General features: G+C 64.2%; 13 protein-coding genes. 1 reads left to right on the top strand and 12 read right to left on the bottom strand.

The window, feature by feature from the left end:
- Positions 1-2: 2 nt before the first annotated feature.
- The 10 genes from mscK to AB5Y51_RS08705 form a co-directional block, all read right to left on the bottom strand.
- Positions 3-3,320, bottom strand: coding sequence for a mechanosensitive channel MscK (gene mscK / locus AB5Y51_RS08660; protein WP_139737575.1), 3,318 nt, complete (start codon positions 3,318-3,320; stop codon positions 3-5).
- Positions 3,321-3,469: 149 nt separating this feature from the next.
- Positions 3,470-4,882 carry a pyruvate kinase PykF gene (gene pykF, locus AB5Y51_RS08665; RefSeq protein WP_010673615.1) on the bottom strand — a complete coding sequence of 471 codons (1,413 nt, stop codon included), beginning with the start codon at positions 4,880-4,882 and terminating at the stop codon, positions 3,470-3,472.
- Between the two features lie 404 nt (positions 4,883-5,286).
- A complete protein-coding gene (locus tag AB5Y51_RS08670; protein WP_368178287.1) occupies positions 5,287-6,417 on the bottom strand; it encodes a cupin domain-containing protein in 1,131 nt (376 codons plus the stop codon).
- 152 nt (positions 6,418-6,569) lie between these two features.
- Positions 6,570-7,940, bottom strand: a complete 1,371-nt coding sequence (gene purB, locus AB5Y51_RS08675) for an adenylosuccinate lyase (protein ID WP_041214787.1) — start codon at positions 7,938-7,940, stop codon at positions 6,570-6,572.
- 30 nt (positions 7,941-7,970) lie between these two features.
- The gene (gene hflD, locus AB5Y51_RS08680) at positions 7,971-8,582 is read right to left on the bottom strand and encodes a high frequency lysogenization protein HflD (RefSeq protein ID WP_010673618.1); all 612 of its coding nucleotides are present in this window, start codon (positions 8,580-8,582) and stop codon (positions 7,971-7,973) included.
- A gap of 273 nt (positions 8,583-8,855) precedes the next feature.
- Complete coding sequence (mnmA, locus tag AB5Y51_RS08685) at positions 8,856-9,962, bottom strand: tRNA 2-thiouridine(34) synthase MnmA (protein WP_221365667.1); 1,107 nt, start codon at positions 9,960-9,962, stop codon at positions 8,856-8,858.
- A gap of 303 nt (positions 9,963-10,265) precedes the next feature.
- Positions 10,266-10,733 (bottom strand): NUDIX hydrolase, encoded by a 468-nt coding sequence (locus AB5Y51_RS08690; RefSeq protein WP_010673620.1) that lies wholly within the window; start codon positions 10,731-10,733, stop codon positions 10,266-10,268.
- A 64-nt stretch (positions 10,734-10,797) separates the two neighbouring features.
- On the bottom strand, positions 10,798-11,706 hold the full coding sequence (locus AB5Y51_RS08695) for a pseudouridine synthase (RefSeq protein WP_368178288.1): 909 nt from the start codon (positions 11,704-11,706) through the stop codon (positions 10,798-10,800).
- 82 nt (positions 11,707-11,788) lie between these two features.
- Complete coding sequence (locus AB5Y51_RS08700; protein WP_368178289.1) at positions 11,789-12,256, bottom strand: GNAT family N-acetyltransferase; 468 nt, start codon at positions 12,254-12,256, stop codon at positions 11,789-11,791.
- 2 nt (positions 12,257-12,258) lie between these two features.
- On the bottom strand, positions 12,259-12,750 hold the full coding sequence (locus AB5Y51_RS08705; RefSeq protein ID WP_323922889.1) for a MerR family transcriptional regulator: 492 nt from the start codon (positions 12,748-12,750) through the stop codon (positions 12,259-12,261).
- A 224-nt stretch (positions 12,751-12,974) separates the two neighbouring features.
- On the opposite strand from AB5Y51_RS08705, the gene AB5Y51_RS08710 reads away from it, so the two are divergent.
- Positions 12,975-14,219: an NADH:flavin oxidoreductase/NADH oxidase family protein gene (locus AB5Y51_RS08710; RefSeq protein WP_102983802.1), complete on the top strand. Its 1,245-nt coding sequence runs from the start codon at positions 12,975-12,977 to the stop codon at positions 14,217-14,219.
- Here the strand turns inward: AB5Y51_RS08710 and AB5Y51_RS08715 are convergent.
- Both AB5Y51_RS08715 and AB5Y51_RS08720 read right to left on the bottom strand, forming a co-directional pair.
- The gene (locus AB5Y51_RS08715) at positions 14,200-14,967 is read right to left on the bottom strand and encodes a DUF3142 domain-containing protein (protein ID WP_323922891.1); all 768 of its coding nucleotides are present in this window, start codon (positions 14,965-14,967) and stop codon (positions 14,200-14,202) included. The two genes, AB5Y51_RS08710 and AB5Y51_RS08715, sit on opposite strands and share 20 nt — an antisense overlap.
- A 3-nt stretch (positions 14,968-14,970) precedes the next feature.
- A complete protein-coding gene (locus AB5Y51_RS08720; protein ID WP_368178290.1) occupies positions 14,971-17,091 on the bottom strand; it encodes a hypothetical protein in 2,121 nt (706 codons plus the stop codon).
- Positions 17,092-17,281 lie beyond the last annotated feature (190 nt).

Below are 17,281 nucleotides of genomic sequence, written 5' to 3' on the forward strand. Positions count from 1 at the left end.
GATCAGACGGGCTGGTTCCCTGCCGGCGGCAGCGCCGGGCGGGATTCCACCTTCTGTTCGTCTCCCTGCATGTTCTTGATGTAGACGTCCATCTGGTTGAACGCGATCTCGATGCCATGCTCGCGGAACAGCACGTCGATGCGGCGGTTCAGCTCGTCGATGGCCGGGTTGCGATCCCCCAGCTCGCTCACGAAGAAGCGCAGCTCGTGATCCAGGGTGCTGGGCCCGAAGGTGAGGAAGTAGACGATGGGGGCCGGGTCTTTCAGCACCCGGCTGTTCTCCATGGCGGCCTGCATCAACAGCTTGCGGGTCAGATCCAGATCCGAGCCATAGGCCACCCCGACCCGGGCGATGACCCGGGTGACGGTGTCGGACAGGGACCAGTTGATGAGTCGCTCTATCATCAGCTGCTGGTTCGGGATGATCACCTCCTTGCGGTCGAAGTCGGTGAGGGTGGTGGAGCGGATCCTGATCTTGTTGACCGTGCCCGAGATGGTGCCGATGGTGACGGTGTCGCCGATCCGCACCGGGCGCTCGAACAGGATGATGATGCCTGAGATGAAGTTGGAGACGATCTGCTGCATGCCGAAACCGATACCGACCGAGAGACCGGCGGCCAGCCACTGCAGCTTCTCCCACTGGACCCCCAGCATGGCCAGCGCCGTCAGGCTGCCCACCCCGATCAGGGCGTAGTTGAGCATGGTGGTGAAGGCGTAGGCCGTGCCTTGAGCAAGGCGCAGCTTGGAGAGCACCAGCACCTCCAGCAGGCCCGGCAGGTTGCGGGCCAGCGACAGAGCCGCACCAAACACGAACAGGCCGGTCAGCACGTCGCTCAGGCTGATGGGATAGAGCACGGCGTTGGCCCCGGTCCCCTCGCTCTTGTGCCACAGCACCACGCTGTCGAGGTAGGTGAAGACCGCCACCAGATCAGACCAGAGCCAGTAGAAGGCGACGCCGAACACCAGCAGCAGCATGATGCGGGTCAGACGCAGGGACTGCTGGCTGACCTCTTCCAGATCCATGGGCTGCTCTTCGATGGCTTCGCCCCCTTCTGCATCCTCCTGGGTCTTGTGCTCCCGCTTGGCGACCGCGCGGCGATAGGCCAGACGACGGGCCGCCAGCTCAAGACCGCGCAGGGCGGTGCGATAGACCAGACCCCAGATGATGATGAGGTAGAAGGACTCGATGAGCCTGCCGGTGAGTTTCAGGGCCGTGTAGTAGTAGCCAAGGGCTGCCAGCACCATCAGGGCCACCGGCGCCAGCGCCAGGGCGACGGCGGTCAGGGTCTGCAACATGCTCGCCTCGCCCTTGATGCGGGCGCGGGAGATGGGCAGCACCAGGTAGGCGGTCAGCCCCAGCAGCAGCATGGTCATGCCCTGGCCGATGACGTCGTTGCCAAGGGAGGAGGGTTCCACCACCGCCTTGGTCGACAACATGATGAGGGGCAGCAGGGGCAGCCAGAGGTAGCGCATGCTGTTGCGCTTGGCCTGCAGCTCGTCCCGCGGCATGCGGAAGTGGGTCTCGCCGATGCCCCCCGGTCGCATCACCGACAGGTAGACGCTGAACACCAGGTAGCCGAGGGCCAGGTTAAGGGTGATCTGGAAGATGAGTTTCGGGCTCAGCAGACCGCAATAGGCGAGCAGCAGGCCGGCGGCCAGGATGAAGAGGGTGCCCGGCAGGCGTTGCAGCACGGTGAACAGCAGGGCACGGGGGGTGTGCCACTGGCTGTCCTGACGAAAACGTCCCAGATCCTTGACGATCTTCTTCTGGCGCTCGAGCAGGGTGCCGCGCTTCCACAGCAGCAGGCCCCCCACCAGCAGCAGGGGCAGTGCCAGCAGAGAGACCGCCAGCAGCATGTCGCCCCAGCCGCTCCAGTCCGGTTTCAGCACCCAGTCGGAGGCCTGCTTGAAGGCCTGGGCCGGCCAGGTGATGAACCACTTGGCGTCGATGGGCTTGTTGCTGCTCACCCAGAAGATGTGCTGTTGCAGGGTGAACTCGATGGAGGCATAGACCCGGGTCAGCTGCTGCTGGGTCAGTTGCAGGCTGATGGCGTTGGTGAGCTGGGCATCCATCTGGCGGTTGAGCTGATCCAGCAGGCCGATGCGGGTGTCGATGAGCTTGGCAAGGCTGGCCCTGTCTTCGTCGCTCACCGTCTCGCCGCTGCTGGCGATGAGGTTGTCCAGATACTGGTTCTTCTGGAACAGCTGGTCACGCTGCTGGCTCAGTTCGAACTGGGCCAGGTGCAGGTCGGCGATCTGCTCCTCCAGGTTCTTCACCAGGGTGGAGGGGGCCGCTTCCAGTTGCTGGTAGAGCTGATAGAGGATGCGCGAGAGCAGCAGGTTGCCCTTGAGCATCTGCACCTGTTCGTTGAGGTTGCGCTCGGTCTGGGTGCCGCGCTCCAGCATGCTCTTCGCCTGCAGGTTCTTCTGGGCCAGGGTGTTGAGGCTGTTGGTGGAGCTGATGAGTTGCTGGCTGAGCTGGTAGTTGAGCTCCTGCTCTTTTTGCACCAGGGGGTTGTCTTCGGCGGCCACCAGTTCGCCGGTCTCTTCGGCGGTCTTCTCGGTATCCCCCAGGCGCTTGGCGCTGCTCTGCTCCTGCAATGCCTGCAGTTTCTGCTCTTCACTGGCGAGACGGGCACTCTGGTAGTCCCGTTGCTTGACCACCAGATCCTGCATGCTGGTGCGGTTGTCCAGCTCCTTTTGCAGGTTGGCCAGTTGCAGATCCAGCAGGGCCAGCTCGGCATTAAGCTTCATTTTCTCGGCGCTGCTCACCCCGTCCCCGGCGTTGAGGCGGGTGCGGATCTCCTGGCTGCGCTGATAGGCGCGGCTCATGCTGGCCTGGGCCCGCTCCGGCAGGGTCTGCAGGTTGGTGATCTGGCTGCCGATGGTGCCAAGGGCCTCCTGGGCCGCCTGCATGTTGGCCATGATCTCGGGTTGGCGGGCATCGAGCTCCGCCAGGCTCATGGTGGCGTATTCGCTCTTGAGCTGCTCCGGGCTCTTGCCCTGGGTCAGGGCGTCGAGCTTGGCGCCGATCTCCTTGAGCTCTGTCGGCAGGGTGCGCAGGCGTTCGCTCTGGGTTTTGGCCTTGCTCTTCTCCTTGTCGATGCTGTCGAGGAGGGAGAGGGTATCAGTCAGGAACTTCTGGTCCGCCTGCTGGCTGGCCGTGGGGGTGTCCGACTTGCCGAGGGCATCGAGCGCCCGCTGCACGGTGGCGCGCTGGGGCAGATCCTGCGCCAGGGTGCTCGGGGTCCAGAAGGTGATGAGTAAACAGAGCAGCGGCAGCAGGGTGGCCGAGGCTCTTTTGAAGCGTGTTGAGAGCATAAAGCGTCCGGGTGATTATGCGATGTTCGGGGGATTTTCCACCAGGGTAAAATCCGCGTGGATTCTAGCACCGGCGCAAGAGGGGCAGCAGGGGGAGAGATAAAAAAAAACGGCGCCCGCAGGCGCCGCTTTCATCGGTTCAGGACTGATTACAGTACGTGAACGGAGGCGGTGTTGGTGGTACCGCTCGGTACCAGGGCACCGGAGACCATGACAACCACGTCACCCTTCACGCCCATGCCGATTTCCAGCGCGGCTTCTTTGCCGATGCGATAGAAGTCGTCGGTGGAGGCGATGGAGTCAACCACGTGAGCAACCACACCCTTGGTCAGCACCAGCTGGGCAGCGGTCTTCTTGTTGGTGGTGATGGCCAGGATCCAGGCTTTCGGGAAGTACTTGCGGATGGCCTTGGCAGACTTGCCGCCTTCGGTGGCAACCACGATCAGCGGGGCGTCCAGCTTCTCGGAGGTCTCTACCGCGCCTTTGCAAACCGCTTCGGTGATGCGCAGCTTGTTGCTGTCGTTGGCAGCAGACAGGTTGGAGGGCATCACGGCATCGGTACGCTCGCAGATGGTGGCCATGATGGTCACGGCTTCCAGCGGGTACTTGCCCTTGGCGGATTCACCGGACAGCATGACTGCGTCGGTACCGTCCAGGATGGCGTTGGCCACGTCGCCGGCTTCGGCGCGGGTCGGACGCGGGTTCTTGATCATGGAGTCCAGCATCTGGGTGGCGGTGATGACCACTTTGCGGGCTTTGTTGCACTTCTCGATGATCATCTTCTGGGCGAAGATCACTTCTTCTACCGGGATCTCGACACCCATGTCGCCACGGGCAACCATGATGCCGTCGGAGACAGCCAGGATCTCGTCGAAGTTGTCCAGGCCTTCCTGGTTTTCGATCTTGGAGATGATCTGGATGTTCTCGCCGCCGTGGGCTTTCAGGTGCTCACGGATTTCCAGCACGTCTTCTTTCTTGCGAATGAAGGAGGCGGCAACGAAATCAACGCCTTGCTCGCAACCGAAGATGAGGTCGCGCTTGTCTTTCTCGGCCAGGGCCGGCAGCTTGATGGAGACGCCCGGCAGGTTGATGCCCTTGTTCTCGCCCAGGTCACCGTTGTTGAGCACTTTACAGATCACTTCGCGCTCGGTGATTTCGATGACGTCCAGGCCAATCAGGCCGTCGTCAACCAGGATGCGGTTGCCGACGCGCAGGTCGCTGGCAAAACCGGCATAGGTGACGGCGACTTTGTCTTTGTTGCCCACCACGGTCTGGTCGGTGGTGAAGGTGAAGGTCTGGCCGGCGACCAGGGAGACGTCGTTGCCGCCTTCGAGCTTGATGGTGCGGATTTCCGGACCCTTGGTGTCCAGCAGGATGGCTGCGTGCTTGCCGGTTTCGGCCATGACAGCGCGCAGGTTGCTGATGCGACCACCGTGTTCGGCATAGTCGCCGTGGGAGAAGTTCAGGCGCATGACGTTCATGCCGGCATCCAGCATCTTGCCCAGCATTTCTTTGGATTCGGTCTTGGGACCGATGGTGCAGACGATTTTGGTCTTTTTCATGTCAGTCTTCATGGTTAAGGAATTTCCGCCGTGCAATATACACCAGTTTTTGGATACTTTTTATGATCCAGAAACAACGTTTTGAGCGAAAACGGCCTCAATTTGAAAGATAACGTTTTCGCTCACAGCTCATTTTAGGGGCTAAAATAATTGATTTTCCGCAACTGAGGCCATTTGGTTCCCATTTCTGGCCCCGCATCCTGCCCGATCCCATGTTGTTAAATGACAAACAACAGGGCCCCCTTGCCGGGGCGATCCGGCCCGATGCCGTTGGCCGTCATCCAGTGTAGTCACTCCCTCCCGCGGCGTCAGGGCGAAGCAGCGCAAGGCAGGAGCCGGTTGGCCTACAGCGGAAAAAAACGCCGCCCCTCCCGGCACGCCGGGAGGGGCGGCAGCCCTCTGGATCAGCCGAAGAACCAGTAGCCGCGGTTGACCAGCCGGGTCAGCAGTTGCAGGAAGCCCGCCTGATCGGCCAGTTCCACCAGCGCGTCCTGGGTGATGATGTCCTTGTCGCACAGGAGCGCGATGGCGGCCGGATCCTCGCTTGGCAGGGTCCAGGCTTCGCCGTCGATGTAGCAGGTGCGGCTCTCGCCGCTGAACCAGACGCTGCGCAACCCCGGCACCTTGATGGCGGGTTCCCCCTGGCTCAGCAGGTCGGCCACCTCGTCGGCGCTGTAGTCCGGCTCCACCGGATTGACGTCCAGATCGTGCTTGGCCTCGGAGATCATGGTGCCGAACCACTCCTTGAACAGGGTCTCGTCGTCGAGGGCCTGTTGCATCAACTCCCGCAGGCGGTGCAGCTCGTGGGGCTGGATCTCCCCGTGGCGGGTGCGGGGCTGGAGGTCCGGGTCGCCGTAACGTTCGGTGCGGATCTCGTTGTCGATCAGGTGATCGGCAAAGGAGGAGACAAGGGCCTTGGCGTCCGGCGCGCGGAAACCCACCGAGAAGTTCAGGGAGGGCTCGATGGCGTAGCCCTCGTGGGGGAATCCGGGCGGGATGTAGAGGATGTCGCCCGGCTCCATGATGACGTCGATGATCGCCTCGAACGGCTCGCAGTGCAGCAGGGCCGCGTGGGCGGCGAACTCGTTCAAGGGCTTGGCATCGCCGACCCGCCAGTGGCGCTTGCCCTGACCCTGGGTGATGAAGACGTCGTAGTTGTCGATGTGGGGGCCGACACCGCCGTGAGGGGTGGAGAAGCTCACCATCACATCGTCAAAGCGCCAGCCCGGGATGAACTGGAAGGGCACCGCCAGCTCGTGCACCTCGGGTACCCAGTGGTTGCACGCCTGCACCAGCACGGTCCAGTTCTCTTCCCCCAGGTGATCGTAGGATTCGAAGGGGCCGTGGGCCGCCTCCCACTGGTTGTTGAAGCGGGTGACCAGGCGCGATTCAATCACCTCTTCCATGGCCAGACCCGCCAGCTCGTCCGGGCTGATGGGATCCTGAAAGTCGGTGAAGCCGCCCTTGATGAGGAGCGGGCGCTTCTGCCAGTAGTGCTCGAGGAAGTGAGCGATATCCAGATTGAGTTGGTACATGGTGCTTCTCGTATCTTGTGAGAGGGCTTGCCCAAGGCGGGCTTGGGCAAGGGCTCTGAAATGGCCCGATAGAGGGTGATCATATCAAATGGGCCAAAATCAACGGGGGCCCTGCCGTCATGACAGAGCCCCCGCCGGTTCGGTTACATCACTTATTTCAGCAGATCGACCAGACGCTGGGCGTCGCCGATGTAGTTGGCCGGGGTCAGCTTCTTGAGTTCGACCTTGACCGCTTCCGGCAACTCCAGGGTGTCGATGAAGGTGCGCATCCCTTCGGCGTCGACGCGGCGACCACGGGTCAGCTCTTTGAGCTTCTCGTAGGGCTTCTCGATGCCGTAGCGGCGCATCACGGTCTGGATGGGTTCCGCCAGCACTTCCCAGTTGGCGTCCAGATCGGCGGCCATGGCGTCCGCGTTGGCTTCCAGCTTGGAGATGCCCTTGAGGGTCGCCTGATAGGCAATCAGGGAGTAACCCACCGCCACACCCAGGTTGCGCAGCACGGTCGAGTCGGTGAGATCACGCTGCCAGCGGGAGATGGGCAGTTTGCTCGCCAGGTGCTGGAACACGGCGTTGGCCAGACCCAGATTGCCTTCGGAGTTCTCGAAGTCGATGGGGTTGACCTTGTGGGGCATGGTGGAGGAGCCGATTTCGCCGGCGATGGTGCGCTGCTTGAAGTGACCCAGGGAGATGTAACCCCAGACGTCACGGTCAAAGTCGATCAGGATGGTGTTGAAGCGGGCCAGGGCGTCGAACAGCTCGGCGATATAGTCGTGGGGCTCGATCTGGGTGGTGTAGGGGTTCCAGGTCAGGCCGAGAGAGGTGACGAACTCCTCGGAGAACTGGTGCCAGTCCACATCCGGGTAGGCGCTGATGTGGGCGTTGTAGTTGCCCACGGCACCGTTGATCTTGCCCAGCAGCTCCACCGCCATGATCTGCTTGAGCTGGCGCTCCAGACGGTAGGCGACGTTGGCCATCTCCTTGCCCATGGTGCTCGGGGTCGCCGGCTGACCGTGGGTACGGGAGAGCAGCGGCATGTCGCGGTACTCGACGGCCAGGCGCTTGATCTCGCCGATGAGCTTTTCGCAATAAGGCTTGATCACCTCTTCCCGGGCGGTTTTCAGCATCAGGCCGTGGGAGTTGTTGTTGATGTCTTCCGAGGTGCAGGCGAAGTGAATGAATTCGCTGACGGCGGCCAGCTCCGGGTTCACTTCGACTTTCTCTTTCAGGAAGTACTCCACCGCTTTCACATCATGGTTGGTGGTGCGCTCGATCTGTTTGATGCGTGCGGCATCCTGCTCGTTGAAGTTGCTGACGATGCCGTCAAGCACGGCATTGGCTGCCTCGCTCAGGGCAGGGACTTCCGGGATCCCGGCGTGGCTGGCCAGTTTTTGCAACCAGCGCACCTCGACTTCGACGCGAAAACGCAGCAGACCGAATTCGGAGAAGATAGGGCGCAGGGCATCGGCCTTGTCGCCATAACGACCGTCAATCGGGGAAACGGCAGTCAGCGCGGACAGCTCCATGGGGTGAACTCCTGATGATTGGTGTGGGGGTTAAAATCGTTTGGCCAGTTCCACCATCTTCTTGCGGGCGAAGATGATCTGGGTACGGCTGCCGCCGAGCTGGCGCCACAGCACCACGGCGCGGATGCCTGCGAGCAGCAGGGCGCGCACCTTGTGCTGCACCAGGGGCTGCTGCAGGAAGAGCGGGGTGCCCGCCACCTGGATGCGCGGCCCGATGGGGCTGATAAGGTCGCTGTAGATGCTCGCCATGTTGGCCAGGATCTGCTCGTCGAGCAGATCGAAATGCTGTTGCTGGCGGCCGATCTGGCTGATCCGCTCCCCCAGCATGTTGAGGATGTCCTTGCGCTTGGCGAGCTTGCGCTCCAGCGCGATCAGGCTCACCACGTAGCGGGTCAGCTCGGCATTCTTCTGGCTGCCGTCGGCCCCCAGCTGTTCCACCAGGGCGCGATAGCCGTCGCGAATGGCCAGGTGGCTGCCGAACACTTCCAGCGGCTGCGTGGGGTTGGTGACCAGAATGCTTTGCAGGCTCTCGCGCAGGGAGGCTTCGTCGCAGGAGCCGTCACGGGCCACTTTCTGCACCAGATAGGCGGCCTGGCAGATGCCTGCGAAGGCCATGGTTCTGTCTTGGAATTTGTCGCTCATATCTTCACAGCCCTGTTCTGTTCTTTCACCGGCCGATGCCATTATCCGGCCTGGAATGTGTCGGCCATGTCTTCACAGCCCTGTTCTGTTCTTTCACCGGCCGATGCCATGATCCGGCCTGGACGTTGCCAATCATGTATCGCTGCCTGGTACTGTTTTTCTTTGTCCCCTCTCCCTCAGGGAGAGGGTGAGGGTGGTTACCCCCTCATCCCCAACCCTTCTCCCGCGAGGGGAGAAGGGAGTACAGCGCGGACGCTCGTGAGCGCCCAGCCCTTAGACCGGATGGCTGAAACGTTGTTCGATGATGCCGCCGCCCAGACACACTTCCCCGTCGTAGAAGACGGCGGACTGGCCCGGGGTCACCGCAGCCTGTTTCTCGTCGAAGATGACCCGGATGGTCTCATCGTCGATGGGCTGGATCAGGCAGGGGATGTCTTCCTGACGATAACGGGTCTTGACGGTGCAGCGGCGCGGCGCGCGAATGGGGGTGCGATCCACCCAGTGGAGCTGGCTCGCGACCAGGCCGTCGGAGTAGAGGCGGGGGTGTTCCCCTTGTGCCACCACGAGCGTGTTGCGCTCCACCTCTTTGTCCACCACGTACCAGGCCTCTTCGGTGGCATCTTTGCGACCGCCGATGCCAAGCCCCTTGCGCTGGCCCAGGGTGTGGTACATCAGCCCCTGATGCTCGCCGATGATCTTGCCGTCCACGGTTTCGATGGGGCCGGGCTGGGCGGGCAGGAACTTGGCCAGGAAGTCCTTGAACTTGCGCTCACCGATGAAGCAGATGCCGGTGGAGTCTTTCTTCTTGGCGGTGATGAGATCCAGCTGCTCGGCGATGCGGCGCACCTCCGGCTTCTCCAGATCGCCAACCGGGAACAGGCTCTGACCCACTTGCTTTTCGCTCAGGGTGTAGAGGAAGTAGCTCTGATCCTTGTTGGTATCGAGGCCGCGCAGCAGGCGCGGGCGGCCGGTGCTGTCGTCACGGCGCACATAGTGGCCGGTGGCGATGTAGGTGGCCCCCAGCTCTTCGGCGGCGAATTCCAGGAACGCCTTGAACTTGATCTCCTTGTTGCACAGGATGTCCGGGTTCGGGGTGCGACCCGCCTTGTACTCTTCCAGGAAGTGCTCGAACACGTTGTCCCAGTATTCGGCGGCGAAGTTGATGGTGTGGAGTTTCATCCCCAGCTTGTCGCAGACGGCCTTGGCATCAGCCAAATCCTGGGCGGCAGAGCAGTACTCGTCCGTGTCGTCTTCTTCCCAGTTCTTCATGAACAAGCCTTCGACCTGATAGCCCTGCTGCTGGAGCAGGTAGGCCGAGACGGAAGAATCCACGCCGCCGGACATGCCGACGATCACCTTGATTTGGCTGTTGTCTGTCATTAGTCGAAGTTACCAGTTCGTTTAAACGGGGCGTATTCTACCAGAGTTTTGCGCCCCCGGTCACATCTCCCTGCCGCCGTTCCCCTTGGAAGCCCGGCGGCGGGAAATCGTTTTTCTATTTGTCGGCGCCATGATGAAAAAATGGCGCCAAACGGTCCCGCATAGCCTGTTCACGATCTGTCACGAGAGGCCGTCAGCAAGGTAAAGAGCAGCGCAGGAACCGGAACGTATAGATATACGTGAGGATTCCGAGCAGCACATGAGCCTTGATCTCGGTCTCGCAGTAAGAGCGTGGGCAGGCTCTCAGATGAAGGCCTTGAGGGCCGACAGCGGCAGCCTGGTGCCGGCCAGATAGTCCTGGATACACTGCCACACCAGGGGGCTTCGCAGGGCGGGCTTGCACTCGGCAATCTCCTCCAGGCTGAGCCAGTGACAGGCCAGTACGTCACCGTCGGGATCCTCTGGATGGTGCTGACCGGGCGACTTTTCAAGGTCGAAGATGACGGCGGTGCGCACAAAGGTGGCCTCGCTGTCCGCCGGTTTGAAGAGGTAGACCCCGAGCCAGCCGGTGGGGGCGGCGGTGAGTCCGGTCTCCTCCTTCAGCTCGCGGCAGGCCGCCTGGATGAGATCTTCTCCCGGCTCCACGTGGCCGGCGGGCTGGTTGAAGCGGCGCTTGCCCGCAATCTCCTCTTCCACCAGCAAGAAACGCCCTTGCCAGTGCACCAGGGCGGCCACGGTGAGGCGGGTGGGCAGCGGTGGGTGATCGCTCATAAGGACTCCTTGTCTTGTTGGCTGTGCCCCGGCGGGGGCGCTCGATGCAGATCCGCTGTCGCCTTCATTCAGAGGGCTTGGTGCGAGCCGGACGGCGGGCGGTGGTGCGCCCGCCGCTGCGATTGCCGGGGCGCGGGTCTGCCCCGCGGCGCTCCCGCCCCTGAGGTGGTTCCTGATCTGTTGGCCGGGCGGTGCGGGGGGCACTGCGGCCAGTGCCCCCGGCTGCGGCGGATGCCCGTGCTTTGCCTTGCGTGGCGGCTGGTCGTGGCGCCGGTGCCAGCTCGGGGGCGGGCAGGACGCGGCTCTCTCCCGGCGCGAGCCCATCGAGGGTCCACTCCCCGATGGCGTAGCGGATGAGGCGCAAGGTGGGGTGGCCGATGTGGGCGGTCATGCGCCGCACCTGACGGTTGCGCCCCTCCACGATTGTTATCTCGAGCCAGCAGGTGGGGATCTCCCTGCGCTCGCGTATGGGCGGGTTGCGTGGCCACACCGCAGGGTCATCCATGATGCGCGCCCCGGCGGGCAGGGTCATGCCGTCGTTGAGCTCCACACCGGCGCGCAGGGCGGCCAGTTTCTCCTCGCTCGGGATGCCTTCCACCTGCACCCAGTAGGTCTTGGGGGTCTTCTCTCCCGGCTGGGTGAGGCGTGCCTGCAACTTGCCGTCGTTGGTGAGCAGCAAGAGCCCTTCGCTGTCTCGATCCAGCCGGCCCGCGGCATAGATGCCGGGCTCTTTGATGTAATCCTTGAGGGTCTCGCGGCCCCCTTCGTCGGTGAACTGGCAGAGCACCATGTAAGGCTTGTTCAGGAGCAGCAGCTTGCGATCCGCCGGGGCGGGGGCCGGTTTGCGCTCGTTGACCCTCCCTGTGTGCCGGGCCTCCCGGCGTTGGGATGGGCGCACCGTGGTGGGCCCGCTGGCCGTGCGGCCTGCGTCAGGGCGGGCGGAGAGGGAGAGATGGGGACGGGCTGATTTCATCGCATGCCTACCAAAAACAGGGGATGGCGGAGTGTACCACAGTGGGCGGCCATCAGGGGGAGGGCGGGGCTTCCCTCTCGGGTCAGGGGGAGGCGGTGTCCGGCGTCAGTGCGAGGGAGAGGCGCAGCATGTCCTTGTGCTGGATGCCGTGCTCCATCAGGGGCTCGGGATAGTGGATGAGGAAGTGGTCCTTCACGACGGCATGGACGCGAAAGCCGTGGCGCTGGTAATAGGTGAGCTGGTGGCCGAAGCTGCCGGTACCGAGTTCGACGCGGCCTATCCCCTTCCCGGCCAGGTTCTCCAGCACGAAGCGCAGCAGGCCGGAGCCGATGCCCTGCTGCTGGCGGTTGGGGGCAACGGCGATGTTGAATATCTCGGCGGTTTGCTCCCCCACCAGGCCCGCCACGCAGGCCCCCACGACCTCGTTGTCCGCCAGGGCGGCAAAGCCCCAGGCCCCGGGCAGGTAGGCGGCGATGCGCGACGCGGCGGGATCGGCCTCCAGCAGCAGGGCCAGCGGCAGGTGGGCGGGGTCCATCTCGACAAACGTCATCCTTATCTCTCTCCCTGTTTGTGACGGTGAGCGCCGCGCGAAACGATGGCGGGCTTGACCGATGTGGTGGCCTTGGCGGCGCCCTCGGGGGAGGCAATGCCCATGCTGGCCAGCACCCGGGCGGCGTTCTCCTCGCACGGCATCTCGCCCGGTTTGGCTTCAACCAGCTGGATCAGGGCCTGCAGCTGCTGCTTGCTGTGGGCAAGCCTTGCCTCCAGCGCCTCGATATCGCTCACCTTGGCCTTGAGCGCCGCCAGCAGCGGGGCGTGCTGCCAGGAGCTGATGTCGGCGGGTACCAGCTGCTTGATCTCGTCGAGGGAGAAGCCCGCCTGCTGGGCCTGGCCGATGATGGCCAGCAACTGCGCCGTTTCGGGCGGGTAGTCGCGATAGCCGTTGGCACCCCGCCGCACACGGCTGAGCAGGCCCCTGGCTTCATAGAAGCGGATGGCCGAGGCCGCTATGCCGGTCTGTCTGGCCAGTTCACCGATCTTCATCTTGCCTCTCGGGCTGCGGGTTGATGGGCCCGCCATGTCAATGACTGAGGGGGCGGGGTCTGGGGAATTCTAGGGTTAAAGTCCGCTTGAATGTCAACGGCCCTGAGCAAGGGCGGTGCGGCTGGATAGTATTTCCCCCATCGCAGCGGCATCCCGACAAAGGGGCTTGACCTTCAAGTCGGCTTCAAACTTATGGTGGGGCCCTCACTACCGAGGAGATTGCCATGAACCCCTTTACTCCCCTGACCCTGCCCAATGGCAGCCAGCTTATCAACCGCCTCGCCAAGGCCGCCATGGAAGAGAACATGGCCGACCGTGACCATGCCCCTTCGGAGGCGCTGATCCAGCTCTATCGCACCTGGGCAGAGGGGGGCGCCGGCCTTATCATCACTGGCAATGTGATGGTGGACGGGCGCGCCATGACGGGGCCTGGGGGCGTGGTGCTCGATTCCCCGGCGCTATCCCCACAGATAGGCGAGCGTTTCAGGGCCTGGGCTGAGGCGGCCAAAAGCGGCGGGGGCCAGATCTGGATGCAGATCAACCACCCCGGTCGCCAGATGCCGGCGGCGCTGGGGCAGCCCACCCTGGCCCCTTCCGCCGTGCCCATGGCGCTCGGTAGTTTCTCCAGGCAGTTCGCCCCGCCCAGGGCCATGAGCGAGCGCGATATTGCCGAGGTGAAGGCGCGCTTTATCCACACGGCGCGGCTGGCACAGGATCTGGGCTTTGACGGGGTGCAGATCCACGCCGCTCACGGCTATCTGTTGAGCCAGTTCCTCTCGCCGCTCACCAACCAGCGTCGCGATCGTTGGGGCGGCAGCCTTGAGAATCGTGCCCGCCTGCTGCTGGAGATAGTGCAGGGGATACGTGAGCAGGTGGGGGAGTGCTTCTCACTGTCGGTCAAGCTCAACTCCGCCGACTTTCAGCGTGGCGGCTTCAGCACCGAGGATGCCAGGGCTGTGGTGGAGATGCTCAACCCCCTCGGGGTGGATCTGGTGGAGCTCTCCGGCGGCAGTTACGAGGCGCCCGCCATGCACGGCCAGGCCCGGGATGGCCGTACCCTGGCGCGGGAAGCCTATTTTCTGACGTTTGCAGAGGAGATAGTGGCTGCCGCCCGCATGCCCGTGATGGTGACCGGGGGGATCCGCCGTTATCCGGTGGTCGAACAGGTGCTCGGCAGCGGAGTGGCGGTCGTCGGTATGGCCACCGCGCTGGCCATAGCCCCGGATCTGCCCGCCAGATGGCACCGGGAGCAGGCGGCCAGCGCCGAGCTGCGCCCCATCCCCTGGCGCAACAAGGTGCTGGCCTCGGTGGGCTACATGGCGATGGTGAAATACCAGCTGCGGCGCCTCGGGCGTGGCCAGCCGAGCCGCCCCAAGGTCGCACCCGCCCTGGCGCTGGCCTGCCAGCAGTGGCAGACCCTGCGTGGCAATGCCCGCTATCGGCGCTGGATCAAGGGGCAGGGGGTGTGAAGGAGGATATCGCCCTGCTGGTCCCCGGGATCGGCGCCGGGCGGTTGAGCAGGAAGACCACCTCGCCCCGGTAGTGGGGGGAGGCGGCCAGTGTTGTCTGCCAGGCGGGATCCCACTCCCCATCCTGCACCAGCCCTACCTTGAACGGGATGGTCAGGTGCGCCATGGCGGGCAGATAGGCCTGATAGCCCGGCACCGTGCGCGTGCCCTGATAGGTCTGGATCACCAGCTCGTCCACGGGCAGGCGATTGAGCTCTGCCACATCCCCCGTTTTCGCCCAGTCGAGCAGCCCCGTCACGCTGAGCTTGCACCCGGGAGGCAGGGCGCGCCGCAGTTGTTGCAGGGCGTTGCCATAGCGATCGAGCTGGCGGGTCGCCGCATCGAAGTCGATCTGGATGCCCGCCACCCTGGCCCCGGCCGCGCGCCACCCCTCGTAGAGGCGCACCAGCACCTGCTCGTGGGCGGGGGAGAGGGGGAGGGCGTTGACACGCACCACCAGCCAGACCTGCCCGGCCTTGAGGGGGGAGGGAACCCGCCCCAGCTTGACGAAGCGGGGACCGCCGGGCCTGTCTAGGATCTCCCCCTGATGCAGATAGAGGGTGCTGGCCTGTTCCAGTACCGGCTGGTGGCGGGTGGCGGACCAGAGCCAGAACCCGTGATAGGCGCTGGCATCGACACTGGCCTCAAGGGGGGTGGCCAGGGCCGTCAGCAGCAGCGCCAGCAGGGCGCGTTCAGGGGGTCTGCTCATGGCTCACCAGTAGTATTTGAGGGATCTGGCCCACACCGAGTTGCCATAGCGCTGCTTGAGGGTGTTGAACCAGGCCTGCCGGGTGCGTTTGGGGATCTCCTGGCTGTCGCAACTGTTGTAGCCGGAGGGGGCATAGCACTGGATGGCGCGATAGAGGGCATAGCTCTTGTCTTCGGGCTCCGCCTTGGGGTTGGCCATCACGGCCTGATAGAGGGCGAGGCGACTCGGGAACGTGGGGCGCTCGTCTTGCGCCAGCCCCCAGATCATCTCGCGATCCTGCCACAGGTCGATATGGGGATCCCGGCTGCGCAGATACTCCCCGAAGCAGTTGAGGGCATGACCATCGTCGGGGCGCTGCACCAGGGTGCCAAGGGTCTGGGTCAGATCCCGGCAGTGGTAGCCCTGGGGCGTCCCCTCTCCGCGCCACTGGAACGCCGAGAGGCGCACATCCCCGTTGGGCACGGGCTCCCAGGGCGCGTCGGCGGGAGGGGTCGCCTCCTTGTAATCGGCGGGGATGAGGGCCACATCCTGCAAGAAGGTGGCCGGGTCGCTGGCGATGAGATCCCGCACCAGCAGGGTATGGAGCGCAATCTGCCGCTCCGCCGCGCTCGGGCCCTGACTGGCTTGCTGGCGCAACAGAGCGGGTTCGGCCTCCTGCTTGAGCACGGCCGCGCGGATGCGCAGCTGGGTGATGGGGCTGCCCGGCTGGAAGATGGCGGCCGTGTTGCCGGTGCGCACCCAGTGATCCGCCAGCACGTTCTCCACGAACGCCTGCTGGGCCTGACCCAGGGGGGAGGCCACCAGCGCCATCAGGGCCTGCTCGGCCTTGTCGAAGGCCTTCATGCCCTGCCAGGCCCAGATGCGCAGCATCTGGTGGCTGAATGCCAGGGTGGCGTCCTCCTGCCCGGGGGAGGGCAGGGCCAGCACCTGCTCGAACTGCTTGTCCAAAAAGAGGGCGTAGGCCTTGAGATAGGCCGCCTGCGCCTGGTGACCGGTTTTTTGCAGGTGCGCGATGGCGTCGTCCAGCTGGGCATCTTGCCAGTCCCGCGGCCGCTCATAGGTCGGTCTGAGACCCCGCAGGGCATTGACGAACAGCAGCGCCGGCTGGGCCGAGTCCTGATAGGCCGCCTGATGGCGATAGGCATCGCCACTGAGCAGGGTGAGATCGATCTCGTTGACCAGGGCCTCCAGCGCCGGCAAGGGCTGGCGGGTTGCCATGGCCTCGTCATAGGCATCCCGCAGGGCGCCGAGATCACCGGACATCCACTGGATGCGTCTGAACAGTCCTCTGGTAGAGCTGGCGTAGCGCCCTTGCGGGTAGGCCGCCAGATAGGCCTGACCCTGGGCCATGGCGCGGCGAAGGGCCTCCTTGTCGCTCCTGGTCACGTCCTGATCGCCGTATTCGTCCTTCGCCTCCTTCATCGCGAGGTTGATCTCCGTGCGCATCACCATGTAGGTCGCGCTCTCGGCCACCCAGGGGGCCTTGGCCTGCTGCAAGGCGGCAAAGCCTGCGCGGGCCTCCTCGAAGCGGCTCTCGTAGAAGTGTCGGGCGGCCTGCAGATACCCCTGCCACTCAAGGGCAGCACTGCTCATTTCGGTCGCAGGGGCCGGGCTCTCCTGCTGCCCCAGGATCAGCAGACGGCTTCGCAGCAGCGACGTGCGCTCCGGGGCGGGCACCTCGCTCTGCTCGAGGGCGTCCAGAAACGCGCTGACCGAGGAGAGGGAGTTGGAGATGGCGTGGCCGTAGAGAGAGTCGTGGCCCGCGTAGTGCTCGAGCAGCGGGGGGAGGGACGGGTCGTAGGCGGCCAGCCGGCTGCCGAGCTGCTCGCGCAGCGCCGGGTCCTCCACCTCCTCCGGCTGGGGGAGGCGGGTGAGGTAGAACAGCGGCTGGCTGCGCTCGTTCAGCGGATCCGCCGGCAGGGTGAAGGGGAGGGGGTGATGCTGGGCATCCCCCAGCAGCATCAGCAGGTTGCCCCGGGTGTCGTTCTCGTTGAGATAGAGCGGATAGGTGGGGAGAGGGCAGTCGGTGAGCCAGAAGCCGCACCCGTCACCGTCACCGGAGGCGAGAGCGGGCAGTGCAACCAGCGTCATCGCCAGCACCGAGCAGTGGGTCAGAGATGTCATGGGATCGCTATCCGTTTGTGGGCCCGCGCCGTGCATGACGCCCGGGCCGGAAAAGGGGGTTCGCAGTGGCGGGCAATAGTACGAAACAGGGTCACAAACGACAACCCATTATGACCTGGTCGGCGCTCTCCCTGTCAGGACGCCTGCGCCATCTCCCTGTCCCGAGCGCGTGCTCTTTGCTGCTTCGCGG

It is taken from the genome of Aeromonas sp. R7-1, assembly GCF_040908115.1.
Taxonomy (GTDB): Bacteria; Pseudomonadota; Gammaproteobacteria; order Enterobacterales; family Aeromonadaceae; genus Aeromonas; species Aeromonas caviae.